This is a genomic window from Actinomadura madurae (assembly GCF_047130825.1).
Classification (GTDB): Bacteria; Actinomycetota; Actinomycetes; order Streptosporangiales; family Streptosporangiaceae; genus Spirillospora; species Spirillospora madurae.
On sequence record NZ_CP083237.1, the window covers coordinates 1630129 to 1656213 of the forward strand.

The window sequence follows — 26085 nt, forward strand, 5'->3', positions numbered from 1 at the left end:
CCATCAGTTCGTTCACTGAACCTGGAGACCGGATGACGACCCTGGCGACCCCCCGGACCGCACGGCGCGCGCCCGGCTCCGCCGCCGCGCTGACGCTGACGGCCGCCGCCACCCTGCTGGCGCTGATGAACTACTGCGCCCCGGCGGCGACTCTGGCCGAGACCGCCCGCGGGCTGCACGCCGGGCCGACCGCGCAGATCTGGCTGATGAGCTCGATCAGCCTGGGCCTATCGGCGGCGCTGCTCGCCGCCGGCAGCCTGGCCGACGACCACGGCCGCAAGCGGACGTTCGTGATCGGCGCGGCGGCGCTCGCCGTCTCCAGCGTCGCCTGCGCCCTCGCGCCCAACGCCCCGGTGTTCATCGCGGGCCGGATCGCGCAGGGCGCGGCGAGCGCCGCGCTGCTGGTGACCGGCCTCGGCATCCTCGGCGCCTCGTTCGAGTCCGGCCCCCGCCGGGCGCGCGCCACCGGCATGTGGGGCGCGATGGTCGGCCTCGGCATCGCGCTCGGCCCGATCGCGGCCGCCGGGCTGACCGTCGCCGCCGGCTGGCGGTCGTGGTACTGGGCGACGGTCGCCGCGGCGGTGCTGCTCGGCGCGGCGGCGGCCCGCGGGCTCGGCGAGTCCCGGGCCGAGCGCCCGCGCGGGCTCGACGTGCCGGGTCTGGTCACCATGAGCCTGGGCGTGGCGGCACTGCTGGCGGCCATCACCTGGGGGCGCACCGGCTGGACCGCCCCGGGCGTGCTCGCGCTGTTCGCGGCGGCGGCCGTCCTGCTCGCCGCGTTCACCCTGGTCGAGGCGCGGCGGCGGGAACCGATGGTCGACCTGGCGCTGTTCCGGCGGCCCGCGTTCCTGCTGTCGGTGTCGGGGGCGCTCGTCACCGGGCTCTCCGTGATCGGGATCATGACCTACCTCGCGACGATGATGATCCTGGTGATGGGCCTGTCCCCGGTCGGGGCGGCGCTGGTGCTCGCGATCTGGTCGGCGCTGTCGTTCGTCGTCGCGCTGCAGGCGCACCGCCTTCCCGCGCGGCTGCCGGTCCGGCGGCTGCTGGCCGGCGGGTTCGCGCTCGCCGCCGGCAGCGAGCTCGCGATGGCGGGCCTGGCGCCCGGCGCGCACTGGTGGCGGCTGGCCCCCGGCCTGGCCGCCGCCGGCGTCGCCAGCGGCGTGACCAACGCGATGCTCGCCCGGCTGGCCGTGGAGAGCGTCCCCGCCGGCCGCGCGAGCATGGGCGCGGGCGCCAACAACACCGCCCGCTACATCGGCGCGTCGCTGGGCGTGGCGATCGTCGGGGCCATCGCGACCGGGTCGGGGCACGACCCGTCCGCGCTGGCGCACGGCACGAACGTCGCGCTGGTCGTCTCGGCCGCCGCCGCCCTCGCCTACGCGGGACTGGCCCTGGTGATCCGCGAGCGGGCCTGAGCGGGCCGGCCGGCTAGGCGAGTTCCTCGACGAACGCGGCGAGCTGCGTCAGGTTGCGGCACTCGTACATGGGGACGAGCTCGCCGTAACGGGACGCGGCCGAGTCGCCGGTGTCCCACTGCCTGCGCGGCTCGGGGTTGAGCCAGTAGGCGTGGCGGGCGCGGTCCACCAGCGACCGCAGGATCGGCAGCGACAGCTCGCCGTAATTGGAGCGGGCGTCGCCGAGGATCAGCAGGGACGTCTTCGGCGTGATCGCGTCGCGGTACCGGTCGTCGAACACCTTGATCGCGTGCCCGTAGTTGGACCGCCCGGTGATCCAGACCAGGTCGGCCTCGGCGGCGAGGCGGGTCATCGCGTCCGCGACGTCCACGCCCGGGGCGAAGTACTTGGTGATCTCGTCGGTGGCGTCGATGAACGCGAACGCGCGGACCTTGCTGAACTGCTCCCGCAGCGCGAACGTCAGCAGCAGCGTGAAGTGCGCGAACGCCGACACCGAGTCGCTGGCGTCGCACAGCACGACCAGTTCGGGCTTGTGCGGGCGCCGCGGCCGGTGGTGGGTGGTGAGCGGCACTCCCCCGCTGGCCAGGGACGCGCGGACCGTCCGGCGGAAGTCGAGCCGCCCGCGCCTGCCGTGCCGCTGCCTCTGCACGAGCCGGGAGGCGAGCTTGCGCGCCAGCGGGTACACCTCGCGGCGCAGCGCCTCCATCTCGGCGCGGGTGGCGCCGGCGAAGTCGAGCCGCTCCAGCGGCGGCCGGACGGCGATCCGGGCGGTCCGCTCCACGCCGGTGTCCTCGGCGATGCGGCGCCGCACCTCGCCCGCGACGAGGTCCTGGAACCGGGCGATGCGGTCGCGGAACGTGCGGCGCGCGACCCGCTCGGCCATGCCGCCGCGCTCCTGGCCGCCGAGGACGGCGCCGAGCAGCCGCGCCATCAGCGTCTCCGGCGACAGCGCGTTCAGGACGCCGGACGAGAACCACGATTCCTGCCCGGGCGTCCGGCCGAACTCGGCGACGGCCAAGCGGGCGAACTGGCGCAGCCCGGCGTCGTCCCCGGCGAGCAGGAGGTCCGCCAGCTCGCCGCGGCGGGCCTGCACCCGGGGGTCCAGCGCCGGCGGGACGGGACGGCCGTCGTCGTCCAGCGTGCGGGCGTCCCGTCCCGGAGCGGGCCCGGCGCCCGCGCCGTCGCCGACCGCCGCAGGGAACCACAGGTCGAAGAGCGTGTCGAACGTCGGGCGGTGCTGGGGCCGTTTGACGACCGTCGCCGCGTAGGCGGCGCGCAGCGACTCGCGGTCGAGCAGGTCGACCGCCTGCATGGCCCGCACCGCGTCCAGCCCTTCGGCGACCGACACCGGCAGCCCGGCCCGCCGCAGCTCCGCGACGAACCCGGTGTGCCGGTCGACCAGGGACGCCATGTCAGCCCTTCAGCCCGAGTTCCCTGGCCGCGCGTTCCTGGTCGGAGACGTGCTTGAGGACGACGCCGAGGGTCCGGCCGACGGCGGCCTCGTCCAGGTCGTCCAGCCCGAGGGCGAGCAGGGTGCGGGCCCAGTCGACGGTCTCGGCGATCGACGGCGCCTTCTTGATCTCCAGGTCGCGCAGCGTGCCCACGGTCCGGACGAGCTGCTCGGCCAGCTCCGCCTCGATCCCCGGGACCTGGGCGAGGACGATGTCGCGTTCCCGGTCCGGCGCCGGGTAGTCCAGGTGCAGGTAGAGGCAGCGGCGCTTGAGGGCCTCCGACAGCTCCCGCGCCGCGTTCGAAGTGATCACCACGAACGGGCGGCGGACGGCGGCGACCGTGCCCAGCTCGGGGATCGTGACCTGGAAGTCCGACAGGACCTCCAGCAGCATGCCCTCCACCTCGACATCGGCCTTGTCCGCCTCGTCGATCAGCAGGACGGTCGGGTCCGCCCGCCGGATCGCCGCCAGCAGCGGCCGTTCGAGCAGGAACTCCTCGGAGAAGATGTCGTCGTGGGTCTCCTGCCACGCCCGGTCCGCCGGAGCGGCCTGGATGGCGAGGAGCTGCTTCTTGTAGTTGAACTCGTAGAGCGCGCGGGCCTCGTCCAGGCCCTCGTAGCACTGGAGGCGGATCAGCTCCGCGCCGGTCGCGGTCGCGACGGCCTTGGCCAGCTCCGTCTTGCCGACCCCGGCGGGGCCCTCCACGAGCAGCGGCTTGCCGAGCGCCTGCGCGAGGTAGACGGTCGTCGCGATCGCCTCGTCCGCGAGGTAGCGGACGCCGGCCAGCCTGCGCTCCACATCGGCGGGCGAGGCGAACATCCCGTCGGTCATCCGTTGCCCCTCTTCGTGGCGCGCGTCTTCACCGCGGCCTTCTTGTAGGTCTGGTTGGTGCCGGCGAACACGAAGGACGTCTTGTTCTCGCTCAGGGCGACCCCCCAATAGGACGCGGTCTGTGGGTCACCGCCCTTCCAGGAGAAGCGGTACTTCCCGCCGCCTTCGGGGATGACCGAGCCGCTCCACAGTTTCTGGCCCGCCCGTACCCACACGCCCCTCCCGTCGGCCGTGAACTGGAAGTAGTCCTTGGCCGCGCCGACCCAGCGTCCGACCAGCGGCTTCATGTCCGCGGGCCGGACCGCGGGCAGCGGCGCCAGGGTGGTGGGCGGCGCGGACGAACCGGCGGCGTCCTTCTTCTCGCCGCCGCCGCACCCCGCGAGGAGCAGCCCCGCCACGGCGGCGCAGACGGCGAGGGCGGTCGAACGGGCCCGCACTGTCACGGATACCTCCGGATGTTCTGGGGCGAAAGCGGAAGTTTACCGACGAGTCCGCTCACACCTGAGGGTGAGCCGAGAGCTCGCCCGGCAGGGTGACGCGGCGTCCGAGCGAACCCGCCTATAACGGAACCATGACGCCCCCGAAACTGCCGCGCGAGGACATCACGGCGGCCATGGCGGCCCGGCGCGAGCTCGGGCCCGACTACGACGACGCCTTCATCGAGACGGTCGTGGACCGCATCGAGGAGGCGCTGGACGCGCGTGCCGCCGCCGCGCCGCGGCCGCGGTCCCGGGCCTGGCCTGAGCCGGAGCCGCGGCGCGAGGGCGGCGACCGCGATCACAGTCTCGCCATGGCCGTGCTGTCGCTGCTCGCCGCGATCCCGCTGAGCGCGATCGGGGTGGTCAACGCCGGCCTGCCGGGGCTGCTGCTCGCTCTCGCCGCCATCGTGCTGGTGAACTTCACCTACACCTTCCGGCCGCGCCGCTAGCGCTCGGTCACCTACCGGGCTCGGGGTCGCGGGGGAGGCCCAGGATGCGCTCGCCGATGATGTTGAGCTGCACCTCCGTGGTCCCGCCGTAGATCGTCATCGCGCGGCTGAACAGCATGGCGCGGCCCACGATGCCGCTCTCGGCCATCGGCACCTCCGTCGCCGCGGCGGTGCCCTGGGCCGCCCAGCAGTAGTCGGCGACGTCCTGGTTGAACTGGACGCCGAGGAGCTTGCGGACGCTGGCCTCCGCGCCCGGCTCCACGCCGTTCAGCTGCTTGAGCGTCGTCCGCAGGCCGAGCAGGTCGATCGACTGGCCCTGCGCGACGAGCCGTCCGACCTCGGCGGCCGCGATCGCGTCCGGCTCCCGCCGGGCGAAGAACGCCAGCAGCTCGGGGACGCCCATGCCGAGGCCGCCGCCCGTGGACAGCGACACCCGCTCGTTGGACAGCGTGTTGCGCGCGACCTGCCAGCCCCGGTTCACCTCGCCGACCACGTGCTCGTCCGGGACGAAGACGCCGTCGAGGAACACCTCGTTGAACAGCGCGTCACCGGTCAGCTCGCGCAGCGGGCGAACGTCCACCCCCGCCGACTTCATGTCGATCAGGAAGTAGGTGATGCCGTCGTGCTTCGGCGCGTCGGGGTCGGTGCGGGCGATGCAGAAGCCCCACTCGGCCTGGTGGGCGAGCGACGTCCAGATCTTCTGGCCGGTGAGCTTCCAGCCGCCCTCGACCCGCTCCGCCTTCATCGACAGGGACGCCAGGTCGGAGCCCGCGCCCGGCTCGGAGAACAGCTGGCACCAGACGATCTTCCCGCGCAGCGTCGGGCGCAGGAACCGCTCCTTCTGCTCGTCCGACCCGTACCGAACGAGGGAGGGCACCAGCCAGGCGCCGATCCCGAGGTTAGGGGTCTTGACCTTCGCGGCACGCAACTCCTGCTGGATGAGGATCTGCTCGACCGGCCCGGCCTCCCGCCCCCACGGCTCGGGGAAGTGCGGGACGGTCCAGCCCTCGTCCCCCAGCCGGGCGTGCAGTTCGGCCTTGTCCTCGATCGCGGCCAGCTCGGCGACCTCGGCGCGGATGCGCTCGCGCAGCGGCGCGGCGTCCTCGTCCAGCTCCAGCACGACCTCGCGGCGCCCACCGTCCAGCGCGAGCCCGGCGACCTTGGCGGCCCACTCCTTGGACGGGCCGAGCAGCGCCCGCAGGGTGAGGGCGCGGCGCAGGTAGACGTGCGCGTCGTGCTCCCAGGTGAAGCCGATGCCGCCGAGGATCTGGATGGCGTCGCGCGCGGTCTGCACGCCCGCGTCGAGCGCGATCACGGCTGAGACCGCGGCGGCGAACCCGGCGTCCCCGGTGCCCTCGTCGAGCGCGCGGGCGGCGTCCCACGCGGCGGCGCGGGCCTGCTCCAGCGCGATGAGGCTGCGGGCGGCCTTGTGCTTGACGCCCTGGAACTGCCCGATCGGGCGGCCGAACTGCTCGCGGACCTTGGCGTACTCGGCCGCGGTCGACACCAGCCAGCCGGACAGGCCCGCGGCCTCCGCGCCGAAGAGGGCGGCGGCGATGTCCCTGACCCGGCCGGTGGTGAGGCCGTCCAGGACGCGGTCGGCGGCGACGGCGACGGCGGAGGCCTCGACGGAGGCGACGCGGCGGACCCGGTCCAGGCTCACGACCGGCGTGACGGTGAGGTCGGCCGCGTCGACCGCGACCCAATGCTCGCCGTCACCGTCCGACACCGGCAGGACGAGCACGTCGGCGAGCGCGGCGCCGAGCACCGTCGCCGACGTCCCGGAGACCACCAGGGAGTCGCCGTCGCGGCGGCCGGTCAGCTCGCCGTCCAGCGCCACCGCGGCCGTCCTCGACCCGTCGGCCAGCCCCGGCAGGAGCTCCGCGCGCAGCTTGGCGTTGCTGGAGGCGTCGATGACCGCGCTCGCGAGCACGGTCGGCAGGAACGGGCCCGGCGCCGCGGCGCGGCCGAGCTCCTCCAGGACGACCGCCAGCTCCAGCAGGCCGAAGCCCTGCCCGCCGTGCTCCTCGTCAAGGTGCAGGCCGAGCAGGCCCTGCTCGGCGAGGGCCGGCCAGAACGCGGGCCTGGTCTCCTCGTCGGCGTCCAGCGCGGCCCGGACGGCCGTCGCGGGGATGTTGCGGTCGGCGAAGCCGCGCACCGATTCGGCGAGCGCCTCGTGCTCCTCGGTCAGCCCGATGGCCATGCGTGAACCCTCTCTCAGACCTTTTGACCGCGATTCTAGAACAGCATTCGGATGTCTGGGGGAGGTGATCCCGCTCTCATCCGTCGCGTGTCGTCTCCGCGGCGGGCTCGGCCGCGGGCCCGGTCACGGCCGGCTTGCCGCCGGACCGCTTCGGCCCGGCGGCGAGGCTCGCGACGGTGGTGGCGGCCAGCGTCCCGGCGATCACCGCCAGGGACAGCCAGATCGGCACCTCCGGCGCCCACGCGACGCCGTACTCGTGCAGCGCGTGGAAGATCAGCTTGACCCCGATGAACCCGAGGATGAACGCCAGCCCGTGCCCGAGGTAGACCAGCCGGTCGGTGAGCCCGCCGAGCAGGAAGTACAGCTGGACGAGGCCCATCAGGGCGAACGCGTTGGCGGTGAAGACCAGGTACGGCTCGGTCGTCAGCCCGAAGATCGCGGGGATCGAGTCCAGCGCGAACAGCACGTCGGTGGAGCCGATCGCGATCATGACGATGGCCATCGGGGTGACCAGCCGGCGCCCCGACCTCCGGGTGACGAACCGGCTGCCGTCGTACTCGTCGGACGTGGGGATGACGCGCTTCGCCCAGCGCAGCAGCGCGTTCTCCTTGAACTCGTCCTCGTCGCCGCCGCGGACCAGGCCGATCGCCGTCCAGATGAGGAACGCGCCGAAGATGAAGAAGACCCACGTGAAGGTCGCGATGGCCGCGGCGCCGACCGCGATGAAGATGCCGCGCAGCACCAGCGCGATCACGATGCCCGCCATCAGCACGGTGTGCTGCGCGTGCTTCGGCACGGCGAACCGGGTCAGGATCACCATGAACACGAACAGGTTGTCGACGCTGAGGCTCTTCTCGGTGACGAACCCGCCGAAGTACTCCGCGGCGTGCTCACCGCCGGAGAACGCCCACACGCCGAGGCCGAACAGCGCGGCGAGGCCGATGTAGACGGTGGACCAGAACGCGGCCCTGCGGGTGGTGAACTCCCGCGTGTCGTTGCGGTGGATCAGGAACAGGTCGGCCGCGATGATCGCGAGAATGCCCGCGATGGTGAGGGCCCAGACCAAGGGTGGAACAGACAACGTGAACCCCTCCGGCGGACACGAAACGAGCGCCGGAGGTCTCTCCCGCCCAGAGTGCGCGAGGGCCGCGGAACCCGGGCAGGTATGGACCGGCCGTATTGACGGGAACCGCGCGCAGGGATACTCCCCTCCGATTACCTCCTTGAACGCGGCCCGGGGCGGTGTGGTTCCCGGGCCGGCGAAAATTCTTGATCCCGTTCCGAACCGGAGCGCCGGACGCGGCGTCTAAGGTCCGGTCACCTCCCACCCCCGCGGGGGTCAGCGGCGGGTTCCCACCAGTTCCAGGTAGAGGGCCGTGAGCTGATCGGCGGCGTCGTCCTCGTCCGGCAGCAGCGCCGACCGCTGGGCGGCGGCCGAGGCGAGCCGCGCCGCGAGCGACGGGTCGTCCAGGACGCGGTCCACCGCGCGGCCGAGCGCCTCCGCGTCGTTCGGCGGCACCAGCAGGGCCGCCTCGCTCTCCGGCCCCTGGAGCAGCGGCTCCTCCCCGCCACGCTCCGCCGCGCCGAGCATCCCGGGGATGCCGCCGACCCGGGTCGCCACCAGCGGCCGCCCGGCCCGCAGGATCTCCTGGACGATCAGCGGCTGCCCCTCCCACACGCTCGGCACGACCGCCACGTCGCAGGCGGCCAGCAGCGCGGCGACGTCGGAGCGGCGGCCGAGCAGCCGGACGGGCAGGTCCTCGGCCTCGACGCGGGCGCGCAGCTCGTCCTCCAGCGGCCCGTCGCCGGCGATCGCGACCAGCGGCGGCGGGGTGCGCCCCGTCCAGCCGCGCGCCGCGTCCAGCAGGGTCGGCAGGCCCTTCTGCCGGGCCAGCCGCCCGACCGTGACGATCAGCGGCCGCTCCCCCACGCCCAGCTCCGCCCGCAGGTCGGCGCGCACGGCGGGGCCCGGCTGGGCCCGCGGCGCGGGGGCGGGGACGATCGCATGCCCGACCGAGCGGGCGCCGAGGCCGCGCATCCGATCCTCCAGATCGGGTGAGACGCCGAGGACCCGGGCGGCGCCGCGCGCCACGACGCGCTCCAGCAGCCCGTAGACGGCGGCGGTCCGCCCGCCCGCGATGACGGCGTTGTGCAGGGTGACGACCAGCGGCGGCCCGCCCCGCGCGAAGCGCAGCGGCCCGGGCGCGACGCGCGCGCACGCCGCGACCGCGAGGGCTCCCGCGCGCAGGCCGTGGGCGTGGACGACGTCCGCGTCGCGCAGCAGCCCACGCAGCCGGGCGGCGGCCCTGGCGTCGCTCACCGGGCGTGCCCGGTCGGCGAGGTCGACCTCGGCGAAGCGGGCGCCGCCCTCGGCGAACCCGAACAGCTCCTCGGTCGACGCCGGGCCGCAGACCAGGACGCGGGCGCCGCGCCCGGCCAGGCGCTCGGCGACCGACCGGACGTGCCGGCCGACGCCGCCGGCGCTGGTGCCGAGGACCAGCGCCACGCGCAGGCCGTCCAGATGCTCATCGGACATTGCGGGTGACCTTCCGGCTGAGGACGGCCCGCAGATCCCGGCCGTCGATCACGAATGCGATGATCAGGAACACCGCGGCGGCGACGAGCGCGGCGAGCGCCCCCGTCCCGGCGTTGCGCAGCTCCCCCGCCGGGCCGGTCCCGCCGAGGCCGAGCAGCGCGGCCGTCGCGTATCCGGCGGCCCCGCCCGCGGCGGCGCCGAGCAGCCCGGCGGCCAGCGCGCGCGGGAGCCCGCGCACGGACGCCGCGCCCCGCGCGCGGGCGAGCGTCCCGAGGAGCAGCACCCCGGCGACCGTCATGCCGGCCGCGTTGCCGATGCCGAGCGCGGCGACCACCCATTGCCGGTCGACCGACAGCACCAGCGCGACGTCGGCGACCATCACGACGAGCCAGCCCACGACGATCGCCGAGGCGCCCATCCGGCCCTTGTGGCACGCGAACAGCACCCGCTGGAGATGCGCGACGAGACCGTATCCGAGCAGGCCGGGCGCGAACGCGAGCACCGCCTTGGACAGCACGTCCTGCTGGCCGGGGTGGCCAGGGTTGAACACGGCCCCGACCGGCGGCGCGACGGCCGCGAGCACGGCGGCCCCCGCGCACGACACCAGGACCACCGCGCGGGTGGTGGACGCGGTGACCTGGTCGAACCGCTCCCGCTCCCCGGCGCTCATCCGCGCCGACAGCATCGGAAACGCGCTGGTCGCGATCGGCACCGCCAGGATCGCCCACGGCAGCAGGTAGATCGCCCACGCGTACTGGTAGTTCGCGAGCGCGCCGCCCGTCCCCTCGTAGCTGAGCCGGACCACGAGCAGCGCCGACAGCTGCTGCACCGCGACCGTCGCCAGGCCGGCGACCGCGAGCCGCCGCACCCGCGGCGCCACCCCGTCCGGGAAGCGCAGCGTCGGGCGCAGCCGGAGCCGCAGCCGCCAGGCCGCGATCCCCGCGGTGGCGGCCATCGCGACACCGCCGAGCGCCGTCCCGACCGACAGCGTCAGCATCGCGCCCGTCGGGAGCCCTGCGAGGTCGTTCTCGAACCCGCGGCCGAGGGGCGCGTACGCGACGTAGGCGCCGATCACCACCAGGCTCGACATCAGCGGCGCCAGCGCCGGCGCGACGAACCGGCGGTGCGACTGCAGCAGCCCGTACAGCACGACCGCCATCCCGTACATCACCATCTGGACGGACTGGATCGCGAGCATGGTCGAGCCGACGTCGACGATCTGGCCGCGCGAGCATCCCTGCAGGTCGCCGCCCGCCAGCAGCTCCATCACCGGGCGGGACGCGAGCGCCATCAGCGCCGACAGCGGCACCATCAGCACGACGATCCAGGTGAGCAGCGCCGACCCGATCCGGCGGACCTCGTCCCGGTCGCCGCGCTCGGCGGGGCCCGCCAGCACCGGCACGACCATGCTGGCGAGCGCGCCGCCCGCGACGATCTCGTACACGATGCTGGGGAACTGCGTGGAGGTGAAGTACGCCTGGCTGAGGCAGGACGTGGTGACCGTCTGCGAGAACGCGTAGGTGCGCCCGAACCCGGCGAGCCTGGACAGCACCGTGATGACCGCGATGACCAGGGCGGCACCGGCGAGCCCGCCGGTCAGCCTGCGCATGGCGGACGCCGGCCTGGTCGGCGGGGACGCTTCGGACGAGGGCACGGTGGAGGAAGGCACGCTGCGAGAGGGGCGGGGGGCCGTCCGCGCGCTAGGCCGGGTCGGCGGCCACGCCGTTGCCCGCCGGGCCCGCTTGCGGCGGCACGGACGCGTGGAACGCGTCGTCCGTCACCGGCTTGTCCGCCTCCGCCGGGGCGGGGACGGGCACGGCGGCCGGGCGGCGGCCGAGCATGTCGATGCGGTTCAGCACCGGGTTGCCGGCGATGACCTTGGTGAAGCTGACGAACTCGCTGGCCGCGTTCAGCCCGGCGATCCCGGTGAGGACGGCGAGCCGCGGCCCCCGCCCGAGGCGGGTCGCGGCGAGGCCGAGCAGCGCGCCGAGCGCGTTGGCGCCGGTGTCGCCGAGCATCGCGCGCTCGCCGAGGTCCTCGGGGAGCAGCGCGGCGGCGGCGCCGAGCGGCGCGGCGACGACCGCGGAGCCGGACCGGGTCAGCGCCAGCGGCGTGCCGGCGATGAGCCCGACCTTGACGGCGCGGCCGGGACGCAGGTCGAACAGGTTCATCAGGTTCGCCGACCCGGCGATGATCGAGCCGTTGAGCAGGGTGTCGAACGCGCGTCCCGTCCGGGACGGGGCGGGCGACCCGGCGACGGCCGCGACGGCCAGCCCGGTCGCGCCGATGCCGAGGATCTTCACCGCGCCGCTGGTCACCTCGCCGCGGGCGAGGGCGGCCAGGTGGCCCTTGAAGCCGCGGGACGAGCCGGAGCCGGCGAGGTCGTCATAGCCGCCGAGGACGCCGGAGCCGGCGCCCGCGAGCAGGGCCGCCGCGCGCATCCGGCCGGGGACCCCGGGCGCGACCAGCCCGGCCGCGGCGGCGCCCGCGACGACGGCGGGCCCCTCCAGCAGCGTCACCGGTTCGCCGCGGTGGTTGGTGCGGCCCCAGACCTCCTCGCCGGGCAGGCCGTTCAGGCCCGGAGGGCGGCGCGTCAGCGCGGCGTAGGCGGCGCGTGCGGCCACGGCGCCCAGGCCGAGCCCGGCCGCGAACCGCGCACCGGTGGCGATGCCTCGTCTCATCAGGTCACCCGTTCTTCCCCGCCGTGGGCGCGGGCGAGGGCAGGTAGCCGCTCACGCCGGCGCCCGTGCCGTACTGCCCGGACTTGCCGCCGATCTCCTTCTGCAGCGCCAGGATCGCCACGACCTGGCCGGACGCGGTGTCCACCACGTCGACGGCGGAGACCGAGTCGGCGGCGTCGGAGTCGCGCAGCGCCGCGATCAGCCCGCCCTCCTGCGCGGAGGTCGGCGGGCCACCGACGACGGTACCGCGCCCGGCGCCGTCGAGTGCGGAGGCCAGCGAGATCAGTGCCTTGTTGTCGTCGCCGCCGCCGTCGTAGGCGTAGGGCGCGGAGGGGGCGACCATCACCGCGAGCGTCGCGTGCTGGCCGGGCTTGCCGCTGGTGGTGACGTACCCGGCCTCCTTGAAGCCGTTGAGGACGGCGCCGCCGGCGGCGTCCTCGCGGCCGGACTTGGCGGGGTCCTTGGTGACGAGCGCGTTGGCGAGGACCGCGCCGGCCTTGGTGTAGGCGTTCGCGTCGTCGGGGAACGTGACGTCGTCGGCCTTGAGCTGCGTGGCGAGCTCGTCGACGGTGGTCTGCTGGTCGTCGTCCAGGAACTTGGTCTGGATCGTGACACGCCCGGTGACGGCGGCACCGGCGTTCTTGGCGAGCTCGCTGACCTGCTCGATGCTGTCGTCGCCGGCGCCCGGCGTCTCGACCAGGACCACGGACTGGCCCTTGAGCCGGTTCTCGACGAGCTGCGGCGAGAGCACCTCGGTGAACTGCTCCTGCCCGTTCACCTGGTGCTGCAGGTCGCGCTGCGCCAGCCGGGCCTGCTGGGCGGTCTTGGCCGCGGAGTTCGCCTGCTGGCGCAGGGTGTCGCTCACCGAGTTCGACAGCGTGGTCGAGCCGAGCACGATGCCGAGCGCCAGCGCGAGGAAGATCGCGACGATGGAGACGAGGTGGTAACGGAAATCGATCACGTGAAGAGTCCGGTCAGCCAGAAGACGAAGGCGTGCCAGCGGTCGGCGAGCAGGGGACTGATGACGTCCCCCGCCGGGGACATGGCGACGGCGGTGACGATGGCGATGAACGCGCCGAGGACGAGGAACAGCAGCGACCAGGTGGAGATGCGGCTGCGGTAGAGCCGGCTCACGCCCTTGGCGTCGACGAGCTTGCTGCCGACGCGCAGGCGGGTGAGGAACGTGCTGGCCATGCCGGCGCGCCCCTTGTCGAAGAACTCCTCCATGTTGGCGTGCGTGCCGACCGCGACGATCAGCGAGGCGCCCTTGTCGTCGGCGAGCAGCATGGCGATGTCCTCGCTGGTGGCGGCGGCCGGGAAGACCACGGCCTCCTGCCCCAGCTCGTGGACGCGCTTGAGGCCGGGCGCCCGCCCGTCCCGGTAGGCGTGCACGACGAGCTCGGCGCCGCTGGTGAGGGCGTCGTCGGAGACCGAGTCCATGTCGCCGACGATCATGTCGGGGCGGTAGCCGGCCTCCATCAGCGCGTCGGCGCCGCCGTCCACCCCGATCAGCACGGGCCGGTACTCGCGCAGGTAGGGCCGCAGGGTCGCGATGTCCTCGCGGTAGTGGTAGCCGCGGACGACGATCAGCGCGTGCCGCCCGCTGATCTTCGTGGCCACCTCGGGGACGCCGACGCCGTCGATGAGCAGGTCGCGCTCGCGCTTGACGTACTCCATCGTGTTGGCGACGAACGCCTCCAGCTGGGCCGACAGCCCCGCCTTGGCCTCGGTCAGCGCCTCCTCGACGGACTCGGCGGTCTGCTCGGTGCCCTTGGCGACGACGTCCTCGCCGCGGTGCACGGCGCACCCCTCGACGCGGACCTGGTCGCCCTCGTGCAGCTTGCCGAAGATCTCCGGGCCGACGTCGTCCACCAGCGGGATGCCGGCCTCGATCAGGATCTGCGGGCCGAGGTTGGGGTACCGGCCGGAGATGCTGGGCGCGACGTTGACGACCGCGCCGACCTCGCGCGACACCAGCGCCTCGGCGCTGACCCGGTCCAGGTCGACATGGTCGATCACCGCGACCTCGCCGGGCTGCAGCCGCTTGGTCAGGTCCTTGGTGCGGCGGTCGAGCCGGACGGTGGCGCAGACCCCCGGCCGGCCGTCGTCGCGGCCTCGGCCCAGCGTGAGCACGCGCCGCGGCAGTTTTCCGGTCAGCCGGACGCGGCGCTCAGTGGCGGGTGACGACTCGTTCATCACCAACCATCCTGCCAGAGCACGGCGGTGGCCGCCGGAAAGATCGACTGTCCTGGCGTGTCCGTTCGCGCACTCTCTGTAGTCTTTGCCGGGACGGCCGGTGCGGGCTCCGCCGCGGCGCCCGGGTGGGGCGGTCAGTCCTCCTCGGCCGCCATGGCGAGGAGCTCCTCGGCGTGGGCGCGGCCGAGTTCGGAGTCCTCCAGCCCGGCGAGCATCCGGGACAGCTCCCGCACGCGGCCCTCCCGGTCCAGCGCGGTCACGCCGCTCCTGGTGACCGTCCCGTCGTCGGACTTCTCCACCAGCAGGTGCTGGTCGGCGAACGCGGCGACCTGCGGCAGGTGCGTGACGACGATCACCTGCGCGTTGCGGGCCAGCCGGGCCAGCCGCCGCCCGATCTCCACCGCGGCCTTGCCGCCGACGCCGGCGTCCACCTCGTCGAACACGAACGTCGGCACCGGGTCGGCGCCGGCGAACACGACCTCGATCGCCAGCATCACCCGGGACAGCTCGCCGCCCGAGGCGCCCTTGTGCAGCGGCAGCGGCGGCGACCCCGGATGCGGCGCGAGCCGCACCTCGACCTCGTCGACGCCGTGCGGGCCGTAGTCCCCGGTCGGGGTCACGGTGACGACGACGCGGGCGTGCGGCATCGCCAGCGCGGTCAGCTCCTCGGTGACGGCGCCGGAGAACCGCTCGGCGGCGCGGGTGCGGACGGCGGTCAGCTCCGCCGCCTCGGCGGTGAGCCGCTCGGTCAGCTCGGCGTGCTCGGCGCGCAGCTCGTCGATGCGGTCGTCGTCGCCCTCCAGCTCCCCGAGCCGGGACGCGGACGTGCGGGCCCATTCGAGGACCTCGGCGACGCTCCCGTCCGTCCCGCCGTACTTGCGGGTCAGCGCGGTCAGCTCGGCGCGCCGCTCCTGGACGGCGGCGAGCCGCGCCGGGTCGGCGTCCACCGACTCGGCGTAGGAGGCGAGGTCGGTGCCGACGTCGGAGACGAGGTAGCCGGCCTCGGTGAGCCGGTCGGCGAGCGCCGCCAGCTCCGGGTCGTGGTCGCGGACGGCCTCCAGCGCGTTGCGGGCGGTGCCGAGCAGGCTCGTCACGTTCGCGGCCTCGAACGCGGCGGCCGGGTCGCCGAGCAGCGCCTCGTGCGCGGTGTCGGCGGCGCCGCGCAGCGCGTCGGCGTGACCGAGCCGCTCCTCCTCGGCGGCGAGGTCGGTGTCCTCGCCCTCCTTGGGGTCGACCTTCTCGATCTCCTCCAGGCCGAAGCGCAGCAGGTCCGCCTCCTGGGCGCGCTCGCGGGCCCGCGTGGTCAGCTCCTCCAGCAGCGCGCTGACCTGGCGGTGCCGCTGGTACGCCTTGGTGTAGGCCCGCATCGGCTTGGTCAGCGCGCCGCCCGCGTACCGGTCGAGCGCGCCGCGCTGCCGGGACGACTGGAGCAGCCGCTGCTGGTCGGACTGGCCGTGCACGGCGACCAGGTCGTCGGCCAGGTTGATCAGCACGTTCACCGGGACGGACCGGCCGCCGAGGAACGCGCGGGAGCGGCCCTCCGCCGACACCGACCGGGTGACGATCAGCGCGCCGTCGTCCAGCTCGCCGCCGGACTCCTCGACCCGCTCGACCACCCGGCCGCCGGGATCGACGACGATCCGGCCCTCGACCGTGGCGCGGTCCGCGCCCGGCCTGACCCGCTGCGGGTCGGCGCGGCCGCCGAACAGCAGGCCGAGGCTGGTGACCACCATGGTCTTGCCCGCCCCGGTCTCCCCGGTCACCACGTTGAAGCCCGGCGACAGATCGAGCACGGCCTCGTCGATCACACCGAGGCCCTGGATCCGCACCTCATCGACCATCGGACGCACCAGCGTCACAACCCTCCGCAAACAGATCCCCGATCAGCGCCTGTGGAGATTATCCCCTCTGCCCGCCGGACGCCTCCCCGTCCCGCTCCGGGGGCACGCCCTCCGGGGCGAATCCGGGGCCCGGGTACTCGGCGATGCCGCCGGCCGCCGGGGCGTCCCCGACCTGCGAGTCCCCGAGCGGCGGGGACGGGCGGGAGGGCTGCCTGACCCGCCCGCGCCACCCCGTCACGGGCAGCCCGAACTTGGTGACCAGCCGGTCGGTGAACGGGGTGAGGTGCAGCCGCGCGAGCCGCACCGGCTCGGCGCCGCGGCGGACCTCCACCCGCGCCCCCGGCGGCAGGTCGAGGGTGCGGCGCCCGTCGCACCACAGGACGGCGCGGGGCGTGCCCGGCAGCACCTCGACCGCGACCGACGACCGCGGCGACACCACCAGCGGCCGCGCGAACAGCGAGTGCGCGCTGATCGGGACGACCAGCATCGCCTCCACCTCGGGCCACACGACCGGGCCGCCGGCGGAGAACGCGTACGCGGTGGAGCCGGTCGGTGTGGCGCACACCACGCCGTCGCAGCCCCAGTTCGACAGCGGCCGGCCGTCGATCTCGGCGACGACCTCCAGCATCCGCTCCCGCTCGGCCTTCTCGATGCTCGCCTCGTTCAGCGCCCAGGTCGTGCCGAGGACGGTGCCGTTGCGGCGCGCGATGACGTCGATGGTCATCCGCTCCTCGACGTCGTAGCGGCGGGTGCACACGCGGTCGACGGTGGCGGCGAGGTCGTCCCGCTCGGCCTCGGCGAGGAACCCGACGTGGCCGAGGTTGACGCCGAGCAGCGGGGTGCCGGACGAGCGGGTCAGGTCGGCGGCGCGCAGCAGCGTCCCGTCGCCGCCGAGGACCATGACGACCTCGGCGCCGTCGGCCGCCGCGGCGGTGCCGGGCATCACGTCCACGCCCGTGCAGCCGATCTCCCCGGCCTCCTCGTCCAGGACCCGGACGCAGATCCCGGCCTGGCTGAGCCGCTCGATGACCAGCTGCGCGCTGCGGACCGCCTCGGGCCGCCCGGTGTGCGCCACGACCAGCACCGACCTCTTGCTCATGCTCTCGCCCCACTCCCCGACGCGCTACGGCGTACAGACGTCTGGACGAACGTCCCTCGCTGGGACGTTCCCGGTTCGGACGTCCTCTGTACGTTCCGGGGACCGCCGCCGCTCATTGCGGACCCGCCTCGATGGCCTTCCGCAGCGCCTCGTCGTCGAGCGGCGGGGCGCCCGCGCGCAGCCACAGGAAGTACTCCACGTTGCCGGACGGGCCGGGCAGCGGGCTCGCCGTCACCCCGAGGACGCCGAGGCCGAGCGTGGCCGCGTGCCCGGCCACGCCGCGCACGGCGCCGGCGCGCAGCTCCGGGTCGCGTACGACGCCGCCCGCGCCCACCCGGTCCTTGCCGACCTCGAACTGCGGCTTCACCATGACGGCGTAGTCGGCCTCGGGGGCCGCGCACCTCTGGAGCGGCGCGAGCACGAGCTTCAGCGAGATGAACGACAGGTCGCCGACGACCAGGCCCGGGGGCGGGCCGCCGAGCATGCCGGGTTCCAGGTCGCGGACGTTGACCCGTTCAAGGACGGTGACCCGGTCGTCGGTGCGCAGCGACCAGGCGATCTGCCCGTAGCCGACGTCGACCGCGTACACGCGCGCCGCGCCCGCGCGCAGCAGGACATCGGTGAACCCGCCGGTCGAGGCGCCCGCGTCCAGGCATACGCGGCCCTTCACGCGCAGGTCGCCGAACGCCTCCAGCGCGCCGGCGAGCTTGTGCCCGCCGCGGGAGACGTACTCGGGGCCGCCGCCGGCCTCGTCCACGACGATCGCGGCCCCGGCCTCGACCTGCGTCGCCGCCTTCGCCGCGGTCTGCCCGCCGACGCGGACCCGGCCGTCGCCGATCAGCTGCCCGGCGTGCTCGCGCGACCGGGCGAGGCCGCGCCGCACCAGCTCCGCGTCCAGCCTGCGCCTGCTCATCGCCGGGCCTCCGCCCGGCGGCCCGGCGGGCGCGCCGGGCCCCTCGCACGGCTCACGGGCGCGGGCGCAGGGCGCCGGGGAAGGCGGGACGGGGCGGCTCGGGCCGCTCGGGCCGCTCGGCTAGGCCGGGCCCCTCGTCCTGGCCGGCGGACGCGAGGAGCTCCTGGAGCCGCTGGTGGACGTCCTCGAAGATCTCCACGTGCTCGGGGACGGGCCGCCCGCCGAGCTCGCCGAGGCGCGCCACGGCGGCGTCCACGCGGGGGTCGCCGGTGGGGTCGGGCGGCGGCACGGCCGGGAAGCCCGGCTCCTCCGCGGCCTCGTCGGACATCACGTTTTACCTCCCAGTGCTCCCGGAGCGCCCGTGACGAGTCGCCTCCGGCTCACCATGAACGCTACCGTCCCTGAACGACATCGTTGCCGGACGAACGGGGAACGGCCTGACCATGGCGAACGAGGAGGACTGCCGCGCGGCGCTGGAGCGCGTCGCGGCGCGCCTGGCGGAGGTGGACGCCGACCGGCTCGCCGAGCACGTCGTCGAGCGGACGATCAGCTGCCGGGTGCCGGACCTCGGGCTGGCCTACCGCACCCGCCTGCACGCGGGCGGCCTCGACCCGTTCGAGCCCGACGGCGACCCGGGGGCCGCGCAGGTGCGGCTGACCATGGACAGCGACGACCTCGTCGCGATGGCCAACGACGAGCTGAACCCGGCCAAGGCGTGGGCGGCCGGGCGCCTCAAGATCGAGGCGAGCATCTTCGACCTCCTCCGCCTGCGCAAGTTCCTCTGACCCGCGGTCCCTGCGATCCGCGGGGGCGCGCGGCGGCGGGCTCAGAGCGCGAGGGTCTCCAGCGCCTCGCTCAGGGCTTCGGCCGACGGGGGCGCTGCGGTCTCCCAGGCGGCGGACGCGAGGGCGCGGAGGCCGTCGTAGGGGTCGCCGGATCCGCTGACCGCGAACGCGCCGCCGTCGCGGCGGGCCGTCCAGCCGCCGCACCGGTGGCCGCCGTCCTCCCGGACGGGCTCCGGGTGCGGGACGAGCAGCCCGGTCAGGTCGGCGGCCAGGTAGGTGGGCCGCCGCTCGGGCGGGGCGGTCAGGGCCTGGAGGGGGTCGGTGACCCCGGTGAAGACGAGGAGGCTGTCGGCGCCCCCGTTGTGCGCGCCCTCGATGTCGGTGTCGAGGCGGTCGCCGACCACCAGCGGGCGCTCGGCGCCGGTCCGCAGGATCGACTCGTGGTGCAGGGGCCGCTCGGGCTTGCCGGTGACGATCGGCTCGACCCCGGTCGCACCGCTGATCACGCGGAGGAGGGACCCGTTGCCGGGATGGGGCGGCCCGTCGCCGCCCGGGATGGTCAGGTCGCCGTTGGACCCGACGAACAGGGCGCCCATGCTGACCGCCTGCGCGCCCTCGGAGAGGAGCCCGTAGCCGAGGTCGGGGTGGTAGCCCTGCACGACCGCGGCGGGACGTCCGGCCGCCGTCGACACCGGGCGCAGGCCCTGCTGGTACAGGGCGTGGCGCAGCCCCATGCCGCCGACCACGAGCACCTCCGCCCCGGCGGGCAGCCGTTCGGCGAGCAGGCGCGCGGCGGCCTGCGCGGAGGTCACCACGTCCCGCGGGTCGGCCGGGACGCCGACGTCGGTGAGCAGGGCCGCGACCGCCGACGGCGTCCGGGAGGCGTTGTTGGTCACGAACGCGAGCCGCTGCCCCGCCGCGCGGGCCTTGGCGAGCGACTCGACCGCCGCCGGGACGGGCCTGCGGCCGATGTAGACGACCCCGTCGAGGTCGAGCAGGGCGACGTCGTACGCCTCGCTCAGCGGACGCTCGCTGCCTTTCATGGGGCTCCTCATGCCTGCGATCGTAAGGGGGCGGTACCGGCTGGTAACGGCCGGGTCAGCGCCGTGACGCGAGCGTGGCCCTGGCGTGCCGCAGCGCCTTCGCGTAGTCCTGGTTCTCCGGCCGCATGGCCGCCGCCAGCGCCAGATGCTCGACGGCGCCCTGGAAGTCGCCCATGCGGCTGAGCGCCAGCCCGAGCCCGAACCGCGCGTAGTCCTCCGCGGGCTCCTCCTCCACGATCCCGCGGAAACTCTCCGCCGCCGCGCCGAACTGCCGCGCGCCGAACTGCGCGCGGGCGAGCGCCTCCCGGATGCTGTGCGACCGCGGCTCGGCCTCGGCGGCCCGCGCCAGCAGCTGCAGCGCCGCCGCGGCGCTGCCCGACCTCAGCAGCTCCAGGCCCCGGGTGTACCACTCGTAGACCCCGCCTCCCGGCGAGGCCGCATGCTCGCCGGGATCGTCGCCCGGGGAATCCTCGGGCCGTCCGGTCCCTTGATCACTCACGTGGACCTCCCCTCGGACACCGACCACTATGAACGTACCCGGCACGCCGCCGGACGCCACGGGGTGCATACGATGCCCCCCGTGGACGACGACCTCCCCTCCGGGCTCGGGCCGGAGGAGTTCAGCGCCAGGATCTTCGGGACGGCGGGGCCGCGGACGGGTGGGGGCCTGGAGCTGGCCCCGTTCCGCGGCGTCCGCTTCGTCCCCGAGGTCGCGGGCGATCTGGCGTCGGTGACCATGCCGCCCTACGACCTCATCGACGAGGCGGCGGCGATGCGGCTGCTGGCGGGCGGCGGCCACAACATCGTCCGGCTCAACCTGCCGCGCGCGGCCGGGGAGGGCTACGACGCGGCGGGCGACCGCCTGCGCCGCTGGCTGGCCGAGGGCGCGCTCACCGTCGACCCCGTCCCGGCCCTGTACGTCTACGAGGCGGCCCGCGGCGGGACGGTCCTGCAGCGCGGCCTGATCGGCGGGCTGGGCCTGCGCGCGGAGGCCGAGCGCGTCGTCCTGCCGCACGAGAACGTCTTCCCCGGCCCGGTCCGCGATCGGCTGGCGCTGATGGCGGCGGCGAACGCGAACCTGGAGCCGATCTTCCTGGTGTACGAGGGCGGCGGGGACGCGGCCCGCATCGTCGACGGCGCCGCGGCCGAGCCGCCGCTGCTGGAGTTCGGCGCCGACGACGGGCTGACGCACCGGCTGTGGCGCGTCACCGACCCCGCGCTGCACGCCCGGGTGGCCGCCGATCTGCGCGGCAGGCAGGCGCTCATCGCGGACGGGCACCACCGCTACGCCACCTACCGCGCCCTCCAGGCCCGCCATCACGCCGCGGGCGACGGCCCCGGCCCCTGGGACGCGGGCCTCGCCCTGCTCGTCGACTCCACGCGGTACCCGCCGCACCTGGGCGCGATCCACCGCGTCCTGCCGGGCCTGCGTCCGGACGAGGCGCTGAGCAGGGCCCGCAAGGTGTTCCGCGTGACCGGCTTCGGGGACGAGGGCGCGGCGCTCGACGCGCTCGCGGCGGCGGACGGCCCCGCCTTCCTGCTCGGCGGCGGCCCGCTCCACCTGCTGACCGACCCCGACCCGGACGCGCTGAACCGGTCGATGCCGTCCGAGCACTCACCGCGCTGGCGGCGGCTCGACACGGCGGTCCTCGACCATCTGCTCATCGGGAACGTGTGGAACGTCCCGGAGAACGAGAACGCCATCGAGGTGGTGCACGACGACCCGTCCGCCGCGATCGTCCGGGCCAGGCGCGTGGGCGGCACGGCGGTGATCCTCAACCCGCTCAAGACGGAGGACGTGCTGGCCATCGCCGGACAGGGCGAGCGCGTACCGCGCAAATCCACCTCGTTCGGCCCGAAGCCCCGCACAGGCCTCGTCCTGCGCCTTCTCGACCCAGCCCTGGACGAGAGGCCATGATCGGGGGATGGACACCACGACCACGGTCACGCCGCTCGGCGGGGACGTCTACGAGATCGACACCCGGATGGCCGGATACAGCGGCATCACCGCCGGATACCTGATTCTGTCCGACCGGCCATGCCTGGTGGAGCCCGGCACGTCCACCTCCGCCCCCACCATGCAGTGGGCGCTGCGGGAGCTGGGCGTCGGGCCGGACGATCTCGCGAGCGTGGTCGTGACCCACATCCACCTGGACCACGCGGGCGGCGTCGGCGACATCGCCCGGCTCTACCCGCGCGCCGAGGTCGTCGTCCACGAGAAGGGCGCGCGGCACCTGGCGGACCCGTCCCGGCTCCTGCGCAGCGCCCGGATGGTGTACGGCGACGCCCTCGACACGCTGTTCGGGGAGCTGAAGCCGACGGAGGCGGCGCGGATCCGGGCCGTCGAGGACACCGGCGTGATCGACCTCGGCGGCGGGCGCCGGCTGGAGTCGCACTACTCCCCCGGGCACGCCAAGCACCATGTCGGGCTGATGGACTCGCAGACCGGCGACCTGTACGTCGGCGACGCGGCCGGCGTCTACATCCCCGAGACGGCGGACGTGAAGCCCTCGACGCCGCCGCCGGACTTCGACCTCGACACGGCGCTGAAGTCGCTCGGGATGTTCCGGTCGCTGGGCCCGCAGCGGCTGCTGTTCGCCCACTACGGGCCCGTGGCGGAGGTCGACGACACGCTGGAGCGGTCCGCGGAGGAGCTCCGGGTCTGGGTGGACGCCGTCCGCGACGCCAAGGACGAGGGCCTCGACCTCGACCACGCCGTCGCGATGGTCGTCGAGCGCACCAAGGACCGCTACGCCATCCTGGGCGACGACATCGACCCCGAGCTGGCCGCCAGGTACGAGGTGCTGAACAGCGCCGAGAGCAACGTCGCCGGCATCCTGCACGCCCTCAGCAGGCCCGCCTAACGGCGGAGCGGGCCGGGCAAGCCCGCCTAGCGGAGGAACGGGCCGGGAGGGCCTCAGCGGCGAAACGGGCCGGTGACCTCGAAGGTGTAGCCGTCCGTGCCGCCGATGAACCCGCTCTTACCGCGCTGGGACGAGAAGTAGAGGCGCGATCCGTCCGGGCTGAACGCCGGCCCGGTGATCTCCGACTCGTCGTGGCCGATGATGCGCAGGACCGGCGCCACCACCCCGTCCGTCGTCACGATGTTGATCTCCATGTTGTCGCCGTCCTCGGCGACGTAGAGGTCGCCGGACGCCGTCGCGGTCAGATTGTCGACGCCGTGCAGCGGGGCCTCGCCGGTGGTGACGAGGTCGTCGTCGTACGCGATGTCGAGGCGCTGGGCTGCCGCGTCATACGCCCAGACGCGGTTGTCCCCCTTGGTGGTGAAGTAGCAGACGCCGTGCGTGTAGTAGCAGCCTTCACCACCGTCGAAATGCATGGCGCCCTCCACCTGCTCACGGGTAGGCGTGAGCCAGAACTCGGGATTGGGCACCTTCGCCCACTGGACGGGACCTGTCCCTGAGCCGACCAGCACTTCGAGCGTGCCCGACGACAGATCACCCCACGTGTTCGGCCGGAACCGGTAGAAGCAGCCGTCCGACTGGTCCTCGGTCAGGTAGATGACCTTCCGATCGGGGTCGGACGCCGCAGCCTCGTGCTTGAACCGGCCCATCGCCGGGCGGGCCGTGGCCTCCATCTGCCCTGTCGGGTCCGTCTCGTGGACGAGCCCGATGTCATGCTCCTCGCAGGACAGCCACGTGTTCCACGGCGTCGCCCCGCCCGCGCAGTTCAGCGAGGTGCCGTTCAGGATCCGGTAGGCGGACGTGACCTTCCCCGACGCGTCGAACCGCACCGCGGACACACCGCCGACGATCGGGACCTCCGAGTTGCTCACGTAGATCCAGCCATCCCCGGCGGGGAAGCACGCGCCGCCGTCGGGCGCCGGATGCCACGTGTGCCTCGTCCCCTCGACGCGTTGCAGGGAACGCGCCACGATCCTGCTGGTGAACCCGTCCGGCAGTTGCAGCCCGTTGCCGTCGGCGGCCCGCAGCGGACCGTACGGGCTGGGTCCGGGCTGTGCCGGGCCGGACGCGAACGCCCGCCCCCACAGGGCGCCTGAGAGGGCGGTCGTGCCTCCGGCGACGGCGGTGACGCGCAGGAACGAGCGGCGGTTCAGGGGCATGGCACTCCTCGGGGGTCGATCATCGCCGGGCTGTTCCGGCGGCCCCCCGAATGGCGCGGTCCCGTGGAATATCCGGGAAAGCTACCCGCCAGTCAAGTACCGGGCGTCACTCCGCGGGAGGAGGCTGCTCCTCACCGGCGGGCTTCGGCTCCAGGAAGACCGCCGCGGCCTCGGGCGCGTCCTCGTCTAGGGCGTCCTGCACCTCGGGTTCGGCTGGCTTGAACGCGATGTCGGTCGCCGAGACCTCGCCGGGCTCCGCCCCGTGGTCGCCGCCGGCCTGCTCTGCGCCGGTCTGCGCTTCGCCGGTCTGCGCTTCGCCGGTCTGCGCTTCGCCGTCTTCCTCGGTGTCGAGGATGTGGAGGCCCTCGATCTCGGCGTAGCGTTCGGCGGCGTCGGTGTCGCCGTCCCGGTCGGCCGCCGCGGCCCGCGCGAACCAGTCGGCCGCCTCCCCCTCGCGTCCCGCCTCGACGAGCGCGTCCGCGTAGGCGTAGAACAGCCGCATCGACCACGGCCTGAGCCGGCGGTCGCGCAGCTCGGGGATCTGCAGCGTGACGACGGCCGCGTCGTACTGCCCGAGGTCGCGGCGCACGCCCGACTCCACGATGCGCAGCTCGACGCGTCCCATCGGGTCGAGTTTCTCGGCCTCTGGTGACTTGACGAGGTCGAGGGCCCGCTCGGGACGGTCGAGGCCGCGCTCGCAGTCGGCCATCAACGGCAGGTAGGCGTCGTCGCCGGCACCCAGTCGGCGCGCGGCCCGCAGCTCGGCGAGTGCCTCCGCCCACTCCCCGGCGTGGTAGGCGGCGATCCCGGCGGCCTCCCGGACGATGCCGACACGGGACGCCAGCCGCCTTGCGGCCTTGGCGTGCCGGTAGGACAGCTCCGGCTCCTCCTCGGCGAGCCGCCCGGCCATCACGAGGTGGCGGGCCACCTTGGCGGCCAGTTCCTTCGGCAGGGTGCGCAACTCGACGCGTGCGTCCGCGTCCAGCTCGTCACCGGTGACCTCGTCCGGCAGCAGCGGATCATCGTGCTTCGGCGCCGGGCGCTCACGTTCCTCGAACCGGGCCTTCCGGCCGTCTCGCTCGCGAGGAGGCCCGTAGGAGCGGTTGCCCGCGCCCTGCGCGCGCCCGTCCTGCCGACGCCGGTCCTGCGGACGCTTCGGTCCGCCACGGCCCTTGAACGGCTTCTCGCGCTCTCCCGGACGTCCTTCGCGCTTGCCCTCGAACCGCCGCCCGCCGGAGCGGCCATCGCGCTTCCCTTCGAACGGACGCGCGCCGGGGCGGCCTTCGCGCTTCCCCTCGAACGGACGCGCGCCCGGACGTCTTTCGTCACGCTCATCACGGCGTCCCCTGGCGGGGCGGTCCTGCGGACGTCCCTCAAAGCGCCGCTCACCCTGGCCGCCGCGGGCCTGGGGACCACCCGGACGCCCGTCGCGACGCGGCCCACCGCCTTGACCCGCACGCGGACCACGGGGTCCGGCCGGGCGCCCCTCTCGACGCTCGCCGCCCTGGCCTCCGGAAGGCCGTCGCTCTCCCGGCCTTCCCTGACCGGCACGGGGACCATCGAAACGACGCTCGCCGCGCTGACCGCGGTCATCACGCTTGCCGCGCGCGTCCCACTCCTTGCCACCACCGGGACGACCGCGCCCGCCCTGCGGGCCACCGGCGCGAGGAGCACCACCGCGAGGAGCACCGCCACGGGGGCCGCCGCCCTTGCGGGGTCCGGAAGGCGACGCTCCCTGACCGCCGCGGGGGTATCCCCCGCGCCGCGCCGGCGCGTTCCGCCGCCCGTTGTCGCCCCGCCGCTCGCGGCTGTCGTCGCCGCGGCCGTCCTCTTCCGCGCTCATCACGTCCGTCACTGTTCTCGATGGAAGTTCGGTGGACTCTTCACCCTACTTTGAGAAGACCACCACATGCGTCGAGGGCCGCCCCGGGAAATCGGGGCGACCCTCGACCAATATGAGTCCGGCGGTGTCCTACTCTCCCACACAGTCTCCCATGCAGTACCATCGGCGCTGAGAGGCTTAACTTCCGGGTTCGGAATGGGACCGGGTGTTTCCCCCTCGCCAAAACCACCGAA

At 74.4% G+C, this 26085-nt stretch carries 23 protein-coding genes, 1 rRNA gene and 1 pseudogene; 6 read left to right on the top strand and 19 right to left on the bottom strand.

Annotation, left to right across the window (positions count from 1 at the left end; genetic code table 11):
• The first annotated feature begins 32 nt into the window (after positions 1 to 32).
• Positions 33 to 1418 carry an MFS transporter gene (locus K8Z49_RS07655; RefSeq protein ID WP_075024208.1) on the top strand — a complete coding sequence of 462 codons (1386 nt, stop codon included), beginning with the start codon at positions 33 to 35 and terminating at the stop codon, positions 1416 to 1418.
• Positions 1419 to 1431: 13 nt separating this feature from the next.
• Here the strand turns inward: K8Z49_RS07655 and K8Z49_RS07660 are convergent, their stop codons facing one another.
• The 3 genes from K8Z49_RS07660 to K8Z49_RS07670 are packed head-to-tail and all read right to left on the bottom strand — an operon-like array spanning position 1432 to position 4143.
• Entirely contained in the window at positions 1432 to 2829 is a 1398-nt protein-coding gene (locus K8Z49_RS07660; RefSeq protein ID WP_021598961.1) for a vWA domain-containing protein, read from the bottom strand.
• A gap of 1 nt (position 2830) precedes the next feature.
• Positions 2831 to 3700, bottom strand: coding sequence for an AAA family ATPase (locus tag K8Z49_RS07665; RefSeq protein WP_021598962.1), 870 nt, complete (start codon positions 3698 to 3700; stop codon positions 2831 to 2833).
• Positions 3697 to 4143, bottom strand: coding sequence for a hypothetical protein (locus K8Z49_RS07670; RefSeq protein ID WP_143118781.1), 447 nt, complete (start codon positions 4141 to 4143; stop codon positions 3697 to 3699). Before K8Z49_RS07670 ends, K8Z49_RS07665 begins: the two co-directional genes overlap by 4 nt.
• Positions 4144 to 4271: 128 nt before the next feature.
• Here K8Z49_RS07670 and K8Z49_RS07675 point away from each other — a divergent pair, with 128 nt between their 5' ends.
• Positions 4272 to 4628, top strand: a complete 357-nt coding sequence (locus tag K8Z49_RS07675; protein WP_021598964.1) for a hypothetical protein — start codon at positions 4272 to 4274, stop codon at positions 4626 to 4628.
• Positions 4629 to 4635: 7 nt separating this feature from the next.
• Here K8Z49_RS07675 and K8Z49_RS07680 read toward each other — a convergent pair whose 3' ends face one another.
• The 11 genes and pseudogenes from K8Z49_RS07680 to K8Z49_RS07730 form a co-directional block, all read right to left on the bottom strand.
• Positions 4636 to 6831: an acyl-CoA dehydrogenase gene (locus K8Z49_RS07680; RefSeq protein WP_075024211.1), complete on the bottom strand. Its 2196-nt coding sequence runs from the start codon at positions 6829 to 6831 to the stop codon at positions 4636 to 4638.
• 76 nt (positions 6832 to 6907) lie between these two features.
• Positions 6908 to 7912 (bottom strand): TerC family protein, encoded by a 1005-nt coding sequence (locus K8Z49_RS07685; protein ID WP_024935091.1) that lies wholly within the window; start codon positions 7910 to 7912, stop codon positions 6908 to 6910.
• A 258-nt stretch (positions 7913 to 8170) separates the two neighbouring features.
• On the bottom strand, positions 8171 to 9367 hold the full coding sequence (locus tag K8Z49_RS07690) for a glycosyltransferase family 4 protein (protein ID WP_412517894.1): 1197 nt from the start codon (positions 9365 to 9367) through the stop codon (positions 8171 to 8173).
• Positions 9357 to 11021 carry a murein biosynthesis integral membrane protein MurJ gene (murJ, locus tag K8Z49_RS07695; RefSeq protein ID WP_412517895.1) on the bottom strand — a complete coding sequence of 555 codons (1665 nt, stop codon included), beginning with the start codon at positions 11019 to 11021 and terminating at the stop codon, positions 9357 to 9359. Before murJ ends, K8Z49_RS07690 begins: the two co-directional genes overlap by 11 nt.
• Positions 11022 to 11067: 46 nt before the next feature.
• Positions 11068 to 12048, bottom strand: a complete 981-nt coding sequence (locus K8Z49_RS07700) for a hypothetical protein (RefSeq protein WP_412517896.1) — start codon at positions 12046 to 12048, stop codon at positions 11068 to 11070.
• Positions 12049 to 12052: 4 nt separating this feature from the next.
• Complete coding sequence (locus K8Z49_RS07705; RefSeq protein WP_024935087.1) at positions 12053 to 13009, bottom strand: copper transporter; 957 nt, start codon at positions 13007 to 13009, stop codon at positions 12053 to 12055.
• On the bottom strand, positions 13006 to 14244 hold the full coding sequence (steA, locus tag K8Z49_RS07710; protein WP_021599456.1) for a putative cytokinetic ring protein SteA: 1239 nt from the start codon (positions 14242 to 14244) through the stop codon (positions 13006 to 13008). Before steA ends, K8Z49_RS07705 begins: the two co-directional genes overlap by 4 nt.
• Positions 14245 to 14378: 134 nt before the next feature.
• Positions 14379 to 16085, bottom strand: coding sequence for a DNA repair protein RecN (gene recN, locus K8Z49_RS07715; RefSeq protein WP_024935086.1), 1707 nt, complete (start codon positions 16083 to 16085; stop codon positions 14379 to 14381).
• A gap of 211 nt (positions 16086 to 16296) precedes the next feature.
• Positions 16297 to 17184: pseudogene (locus K8Z49_RS07720) on the bottom strand (NAD kinase); the annotation flags it as partial.
• Positions 17185 to 17296: 112 nt separating this feature from the next.
• Positions 17297 to 18097, bottom strand: a complete 801-nt coding sequence (locus K8Z49_RS07725; RefSeq protein ID WP_111831752.1) for a TlyA family RNA methyltransferase — start codon at positions 18095 to 18097, stop codon at positions 17297 to 17299.
• Between the two features lie 52 nt (positions 18098 to 18149).
• A complete protein-coding gene (locus K8Z49_RS07730; RefSeq protein ID WP_075024215.1) occupies positions 18150 to 18425 on the bottom strand; it encodes a hypothetical protein in 276 nt (91 codons plus the stop codon).
• Positions 18426 to 18540: 115 nt separating this feature from the next.
• Here K8Z49_RS07730 and K8Z49_RS07735 point away from each other — a divergent pair, with 115 nt between their 5' ends.
• Positions 18541 to 18882, top strand: coding sequence for an SCP2 sterol-binding domain-containing protein (locus K8Z49_RS07735; RefSeq protein ID WP_021598873.1), 342 nt, complete (start codon positions 18541 to 18543; stop codon positions 18880 to 18882).
• 41 nt (positions 18883 to 18923) lie between these two features.
• Here K8Z49_RS07735 and K8Z49_RS07740 read toward each other — a convergent pair whose 3' ends face one another.
• Together K8Z49_RS07740 and K8Z49_RS07745 are read right to left on the bottom strand one after the other, a co-directional pair.
• On the bottom strand, positions 18924 to 19925 hold the full coding sequence (locus K8Z49_RS07740) for an HAD-IIA family hydrolase (RefSeq protein WP_412521011.1): 1002 nt from the start codon (positions 19923 to 19925) through the stop codon (positions 18924 to 18926).
• Positions 19926 to 19980: 55 nt separating this feature from the next.
• Entirely contained in the window at positions 19981 to 20424 is a 444-nt protein-coding gene (locus tag K8Z49_RS07745) for a tetratricopeptide repeat protein (RefSeq protein WP_021598871.1), read from the bottom strand.
• A 72-nt stretch (positions 20425 to 20496) separates the two neighbouring features.
• Here K8Z49_RS07745 and K8Z49_RS07750 point away from each other — a divergent pair, with 72 nt between their 5' ends.
• Positions 20497 to 21843, top strand: a complete 1347-nt coding sequence (locus K8Z49_RS07750) for a DUF1015 family protein (RefSeq protein ID WP_412517897.1) — start codon at positions 20497 to 20499, stop codon at positions 21841 to 21843.
• A gap of 7 nt (positions 21844 to 21850) precedes the next feature.
• The gene (locus tag K8Z49_RS07755; RefSeq protein ID WP_075024216.1) at positions 21851 to 22789 is read left to right on the top strand and encodes an MBL fold metallo-hydrolase; all 939 of its coding nucleotides are present in this window, start codon (positions 21851 to 21853) and stop codon (positions 22787 to 22789) included.
• Between the two features lie 53 nt (positions 22790 to 22842).
• Here K8Z49_RS07755 and K8Z49_RS07760 read toward each other — a convergent pair whose 3' ends face one another.
• Together K8Z49_RS07760 and K8Z49_RS07765 are read right to left on the bottom strand one after the other, a co-directional pair.
• Complete coding sequence (locus K8Z49_RS07760; RefSeq protein WP_412517898.1) at positions 22843 to 24009, bottom strand: alkaline phosphatase PhoX; 1167 nt, start codon at positions 24007 to 24009, stop codon at positions 22843 to 22845.
• Positions 24010 to 24115: 106 nt separating this feature from the next.
• Complete coding sequence (locus K8Z49_RS07765) at positions 24116 to 24937, bottom strand: hypothetical protein (RefSeq protein WP_235206400.1); 822 nt, start codon at positions 24935 to 24937, stop codon at positions 24116 to 24118.
• On the opposite strand from K8Z49_RS07765, the gene K8Z49_RS07770 reads away from it, so the two are divergent.
• On the top strand, positions 24926 to 25906 hold the full coding sequence (locus K8Z49_RS07770) for a hypothetical protein (RefSeq protein WP_412517899.1): 981 nt from the start codon (positions 24926 to 24928) through the stop codon (positions 25904 to 25906). The genes K8Z49_RS07765 and K8Z49_RS07770 overlap by 12 nt on opposite strands.
• Positions 25907 to 25968: 62 nt before the next feature.
• Here K8Z49_RS07770 and rrf read toward each other — a convergent pair.
• Positions 25969 to 26085, bottom strand: a 5S ribosomal RNA gene (rrf, locus tag K8Z49_RS07775).

Excerpts from the sequence above, each read along its gene's own strand:
- K8Z49_RS07675 (WP_021598964.1), top strand. The coding sequence starts at position 4,272 with ATGACGCCCCCGAAACTGCCGCGCGAGGACATCACGGCGGCCATGGCG.
- K8Z49_RS07700 (WP_412517896.1), bottom strand. The coding sequence starts at position 12,048 with ATGAGACGAGGCATCGCCACCGGTGCGCGGTTCGCGGCCGGGCTCGGC.
- K8Z49_RS07655 (WP_075024208.1), top strand. The coding sequence starts at position 33 with ATGACGACCCTGGCGACCCCCCGGACCGCACGGCGCGCGCCCGGCTCC.
- K8Z49_RS07690 (WP_412517894.1), bottom strand. The coding sequence starts at position 9,367 with ATGTCCGATGAGCATCTGGACGGCCTGCGCGTGGCGCTGGTCCTCGGC.
- K8Z49_RS07735 (WP_021598873.1), top strand. The coding sequence starts at position 18,541 with ATGGCGAACGAGGAGGACTGCCGCGCGGCGCTGGAGCGCGTCGCGGCG.
- K8Z49_RS07750 (WP_412517897.1), top strand. The coding sequence starts at position 20,497 with ATGCCCCCCGTGGACGACGACCTCCCCTCCGGGCTCGGGCCGGAGGAG.
- K8Z49_RS07725 (WP_111831752.1), bottom strand. The coding sequence starts at position 18,097 with ATGAGCAGGCGCAGGCTGGACGCGGAGCTGGTGCGGCGCGGCCTCGCC.
- K8Z49_RS07660 (WP_021598961.1), bottom strand. The coding sequence starts at position 2,829 with ATGGCGTCCCTGGTCGACCGGCACACCGGGTTCGTCGCGGAGCTGCGG.
- K8Z49_RS07730 (WP_075024215.1), bottom strand. The coding sequence starts at position 18,425 with ATGTCCGACGAGGCCGCGGAGGAGCCGGGCTTCCCGGCCGTGCCGCCG.
- recN (WP_024935086.1), bottom strand. The coding sequence starts at position 16,085 with ATGGTCGATGAGGTGCGGATCCAGGGCCTCGGTGTGATCGACGAGGCC.
- K8Z49_RS07755 (WP_075024216.1), top strand. The coding sequence starts at position 21,851 with ATGGACACCACGACCACGGTCACGCCGCTCGGCGGGGACGTCTACGAG.
- K8Z49_RS07680 (WP_075024211.1), bottom strand. The coding sequence starts at position 6,831 with ATGGCCATCGGGCTGACCGAGGAGCACGAGGCGCTCGCCGAATCGGTG.
- steA (WP_021599456.1), bottom strand. The coding sequence starts at position 14,244 with ATGAACGAGTCGTCACCCGCCACTGAGCGCCGCGTCCGGCTGACCGGA.
- K8Z49_RS07740 (WP_412521011.1), bottom strand. The coding sequence starts at position 19,925 with ATGAAAGGCAGCGAGCGTCCGCTGAGCGAGGCGTACGACGTCGCCCTG.
- K8Z49_RS07760 (WP_412517898.1), bottom strand. The coding sequence starts at position 24,009 with ATGCCCCTGAACCGCCGCTCGTTCCTGCGCGTCACCGCCGTCGCCGGA.
- K8Z49_RS07665 (WP_021598962.1), bottom strand. The coding sequence starts at position 3,700 with ATGACCGACGGGATGTTCGCCTCGCCCGCCGATGTGGAGCGCAGGCTG.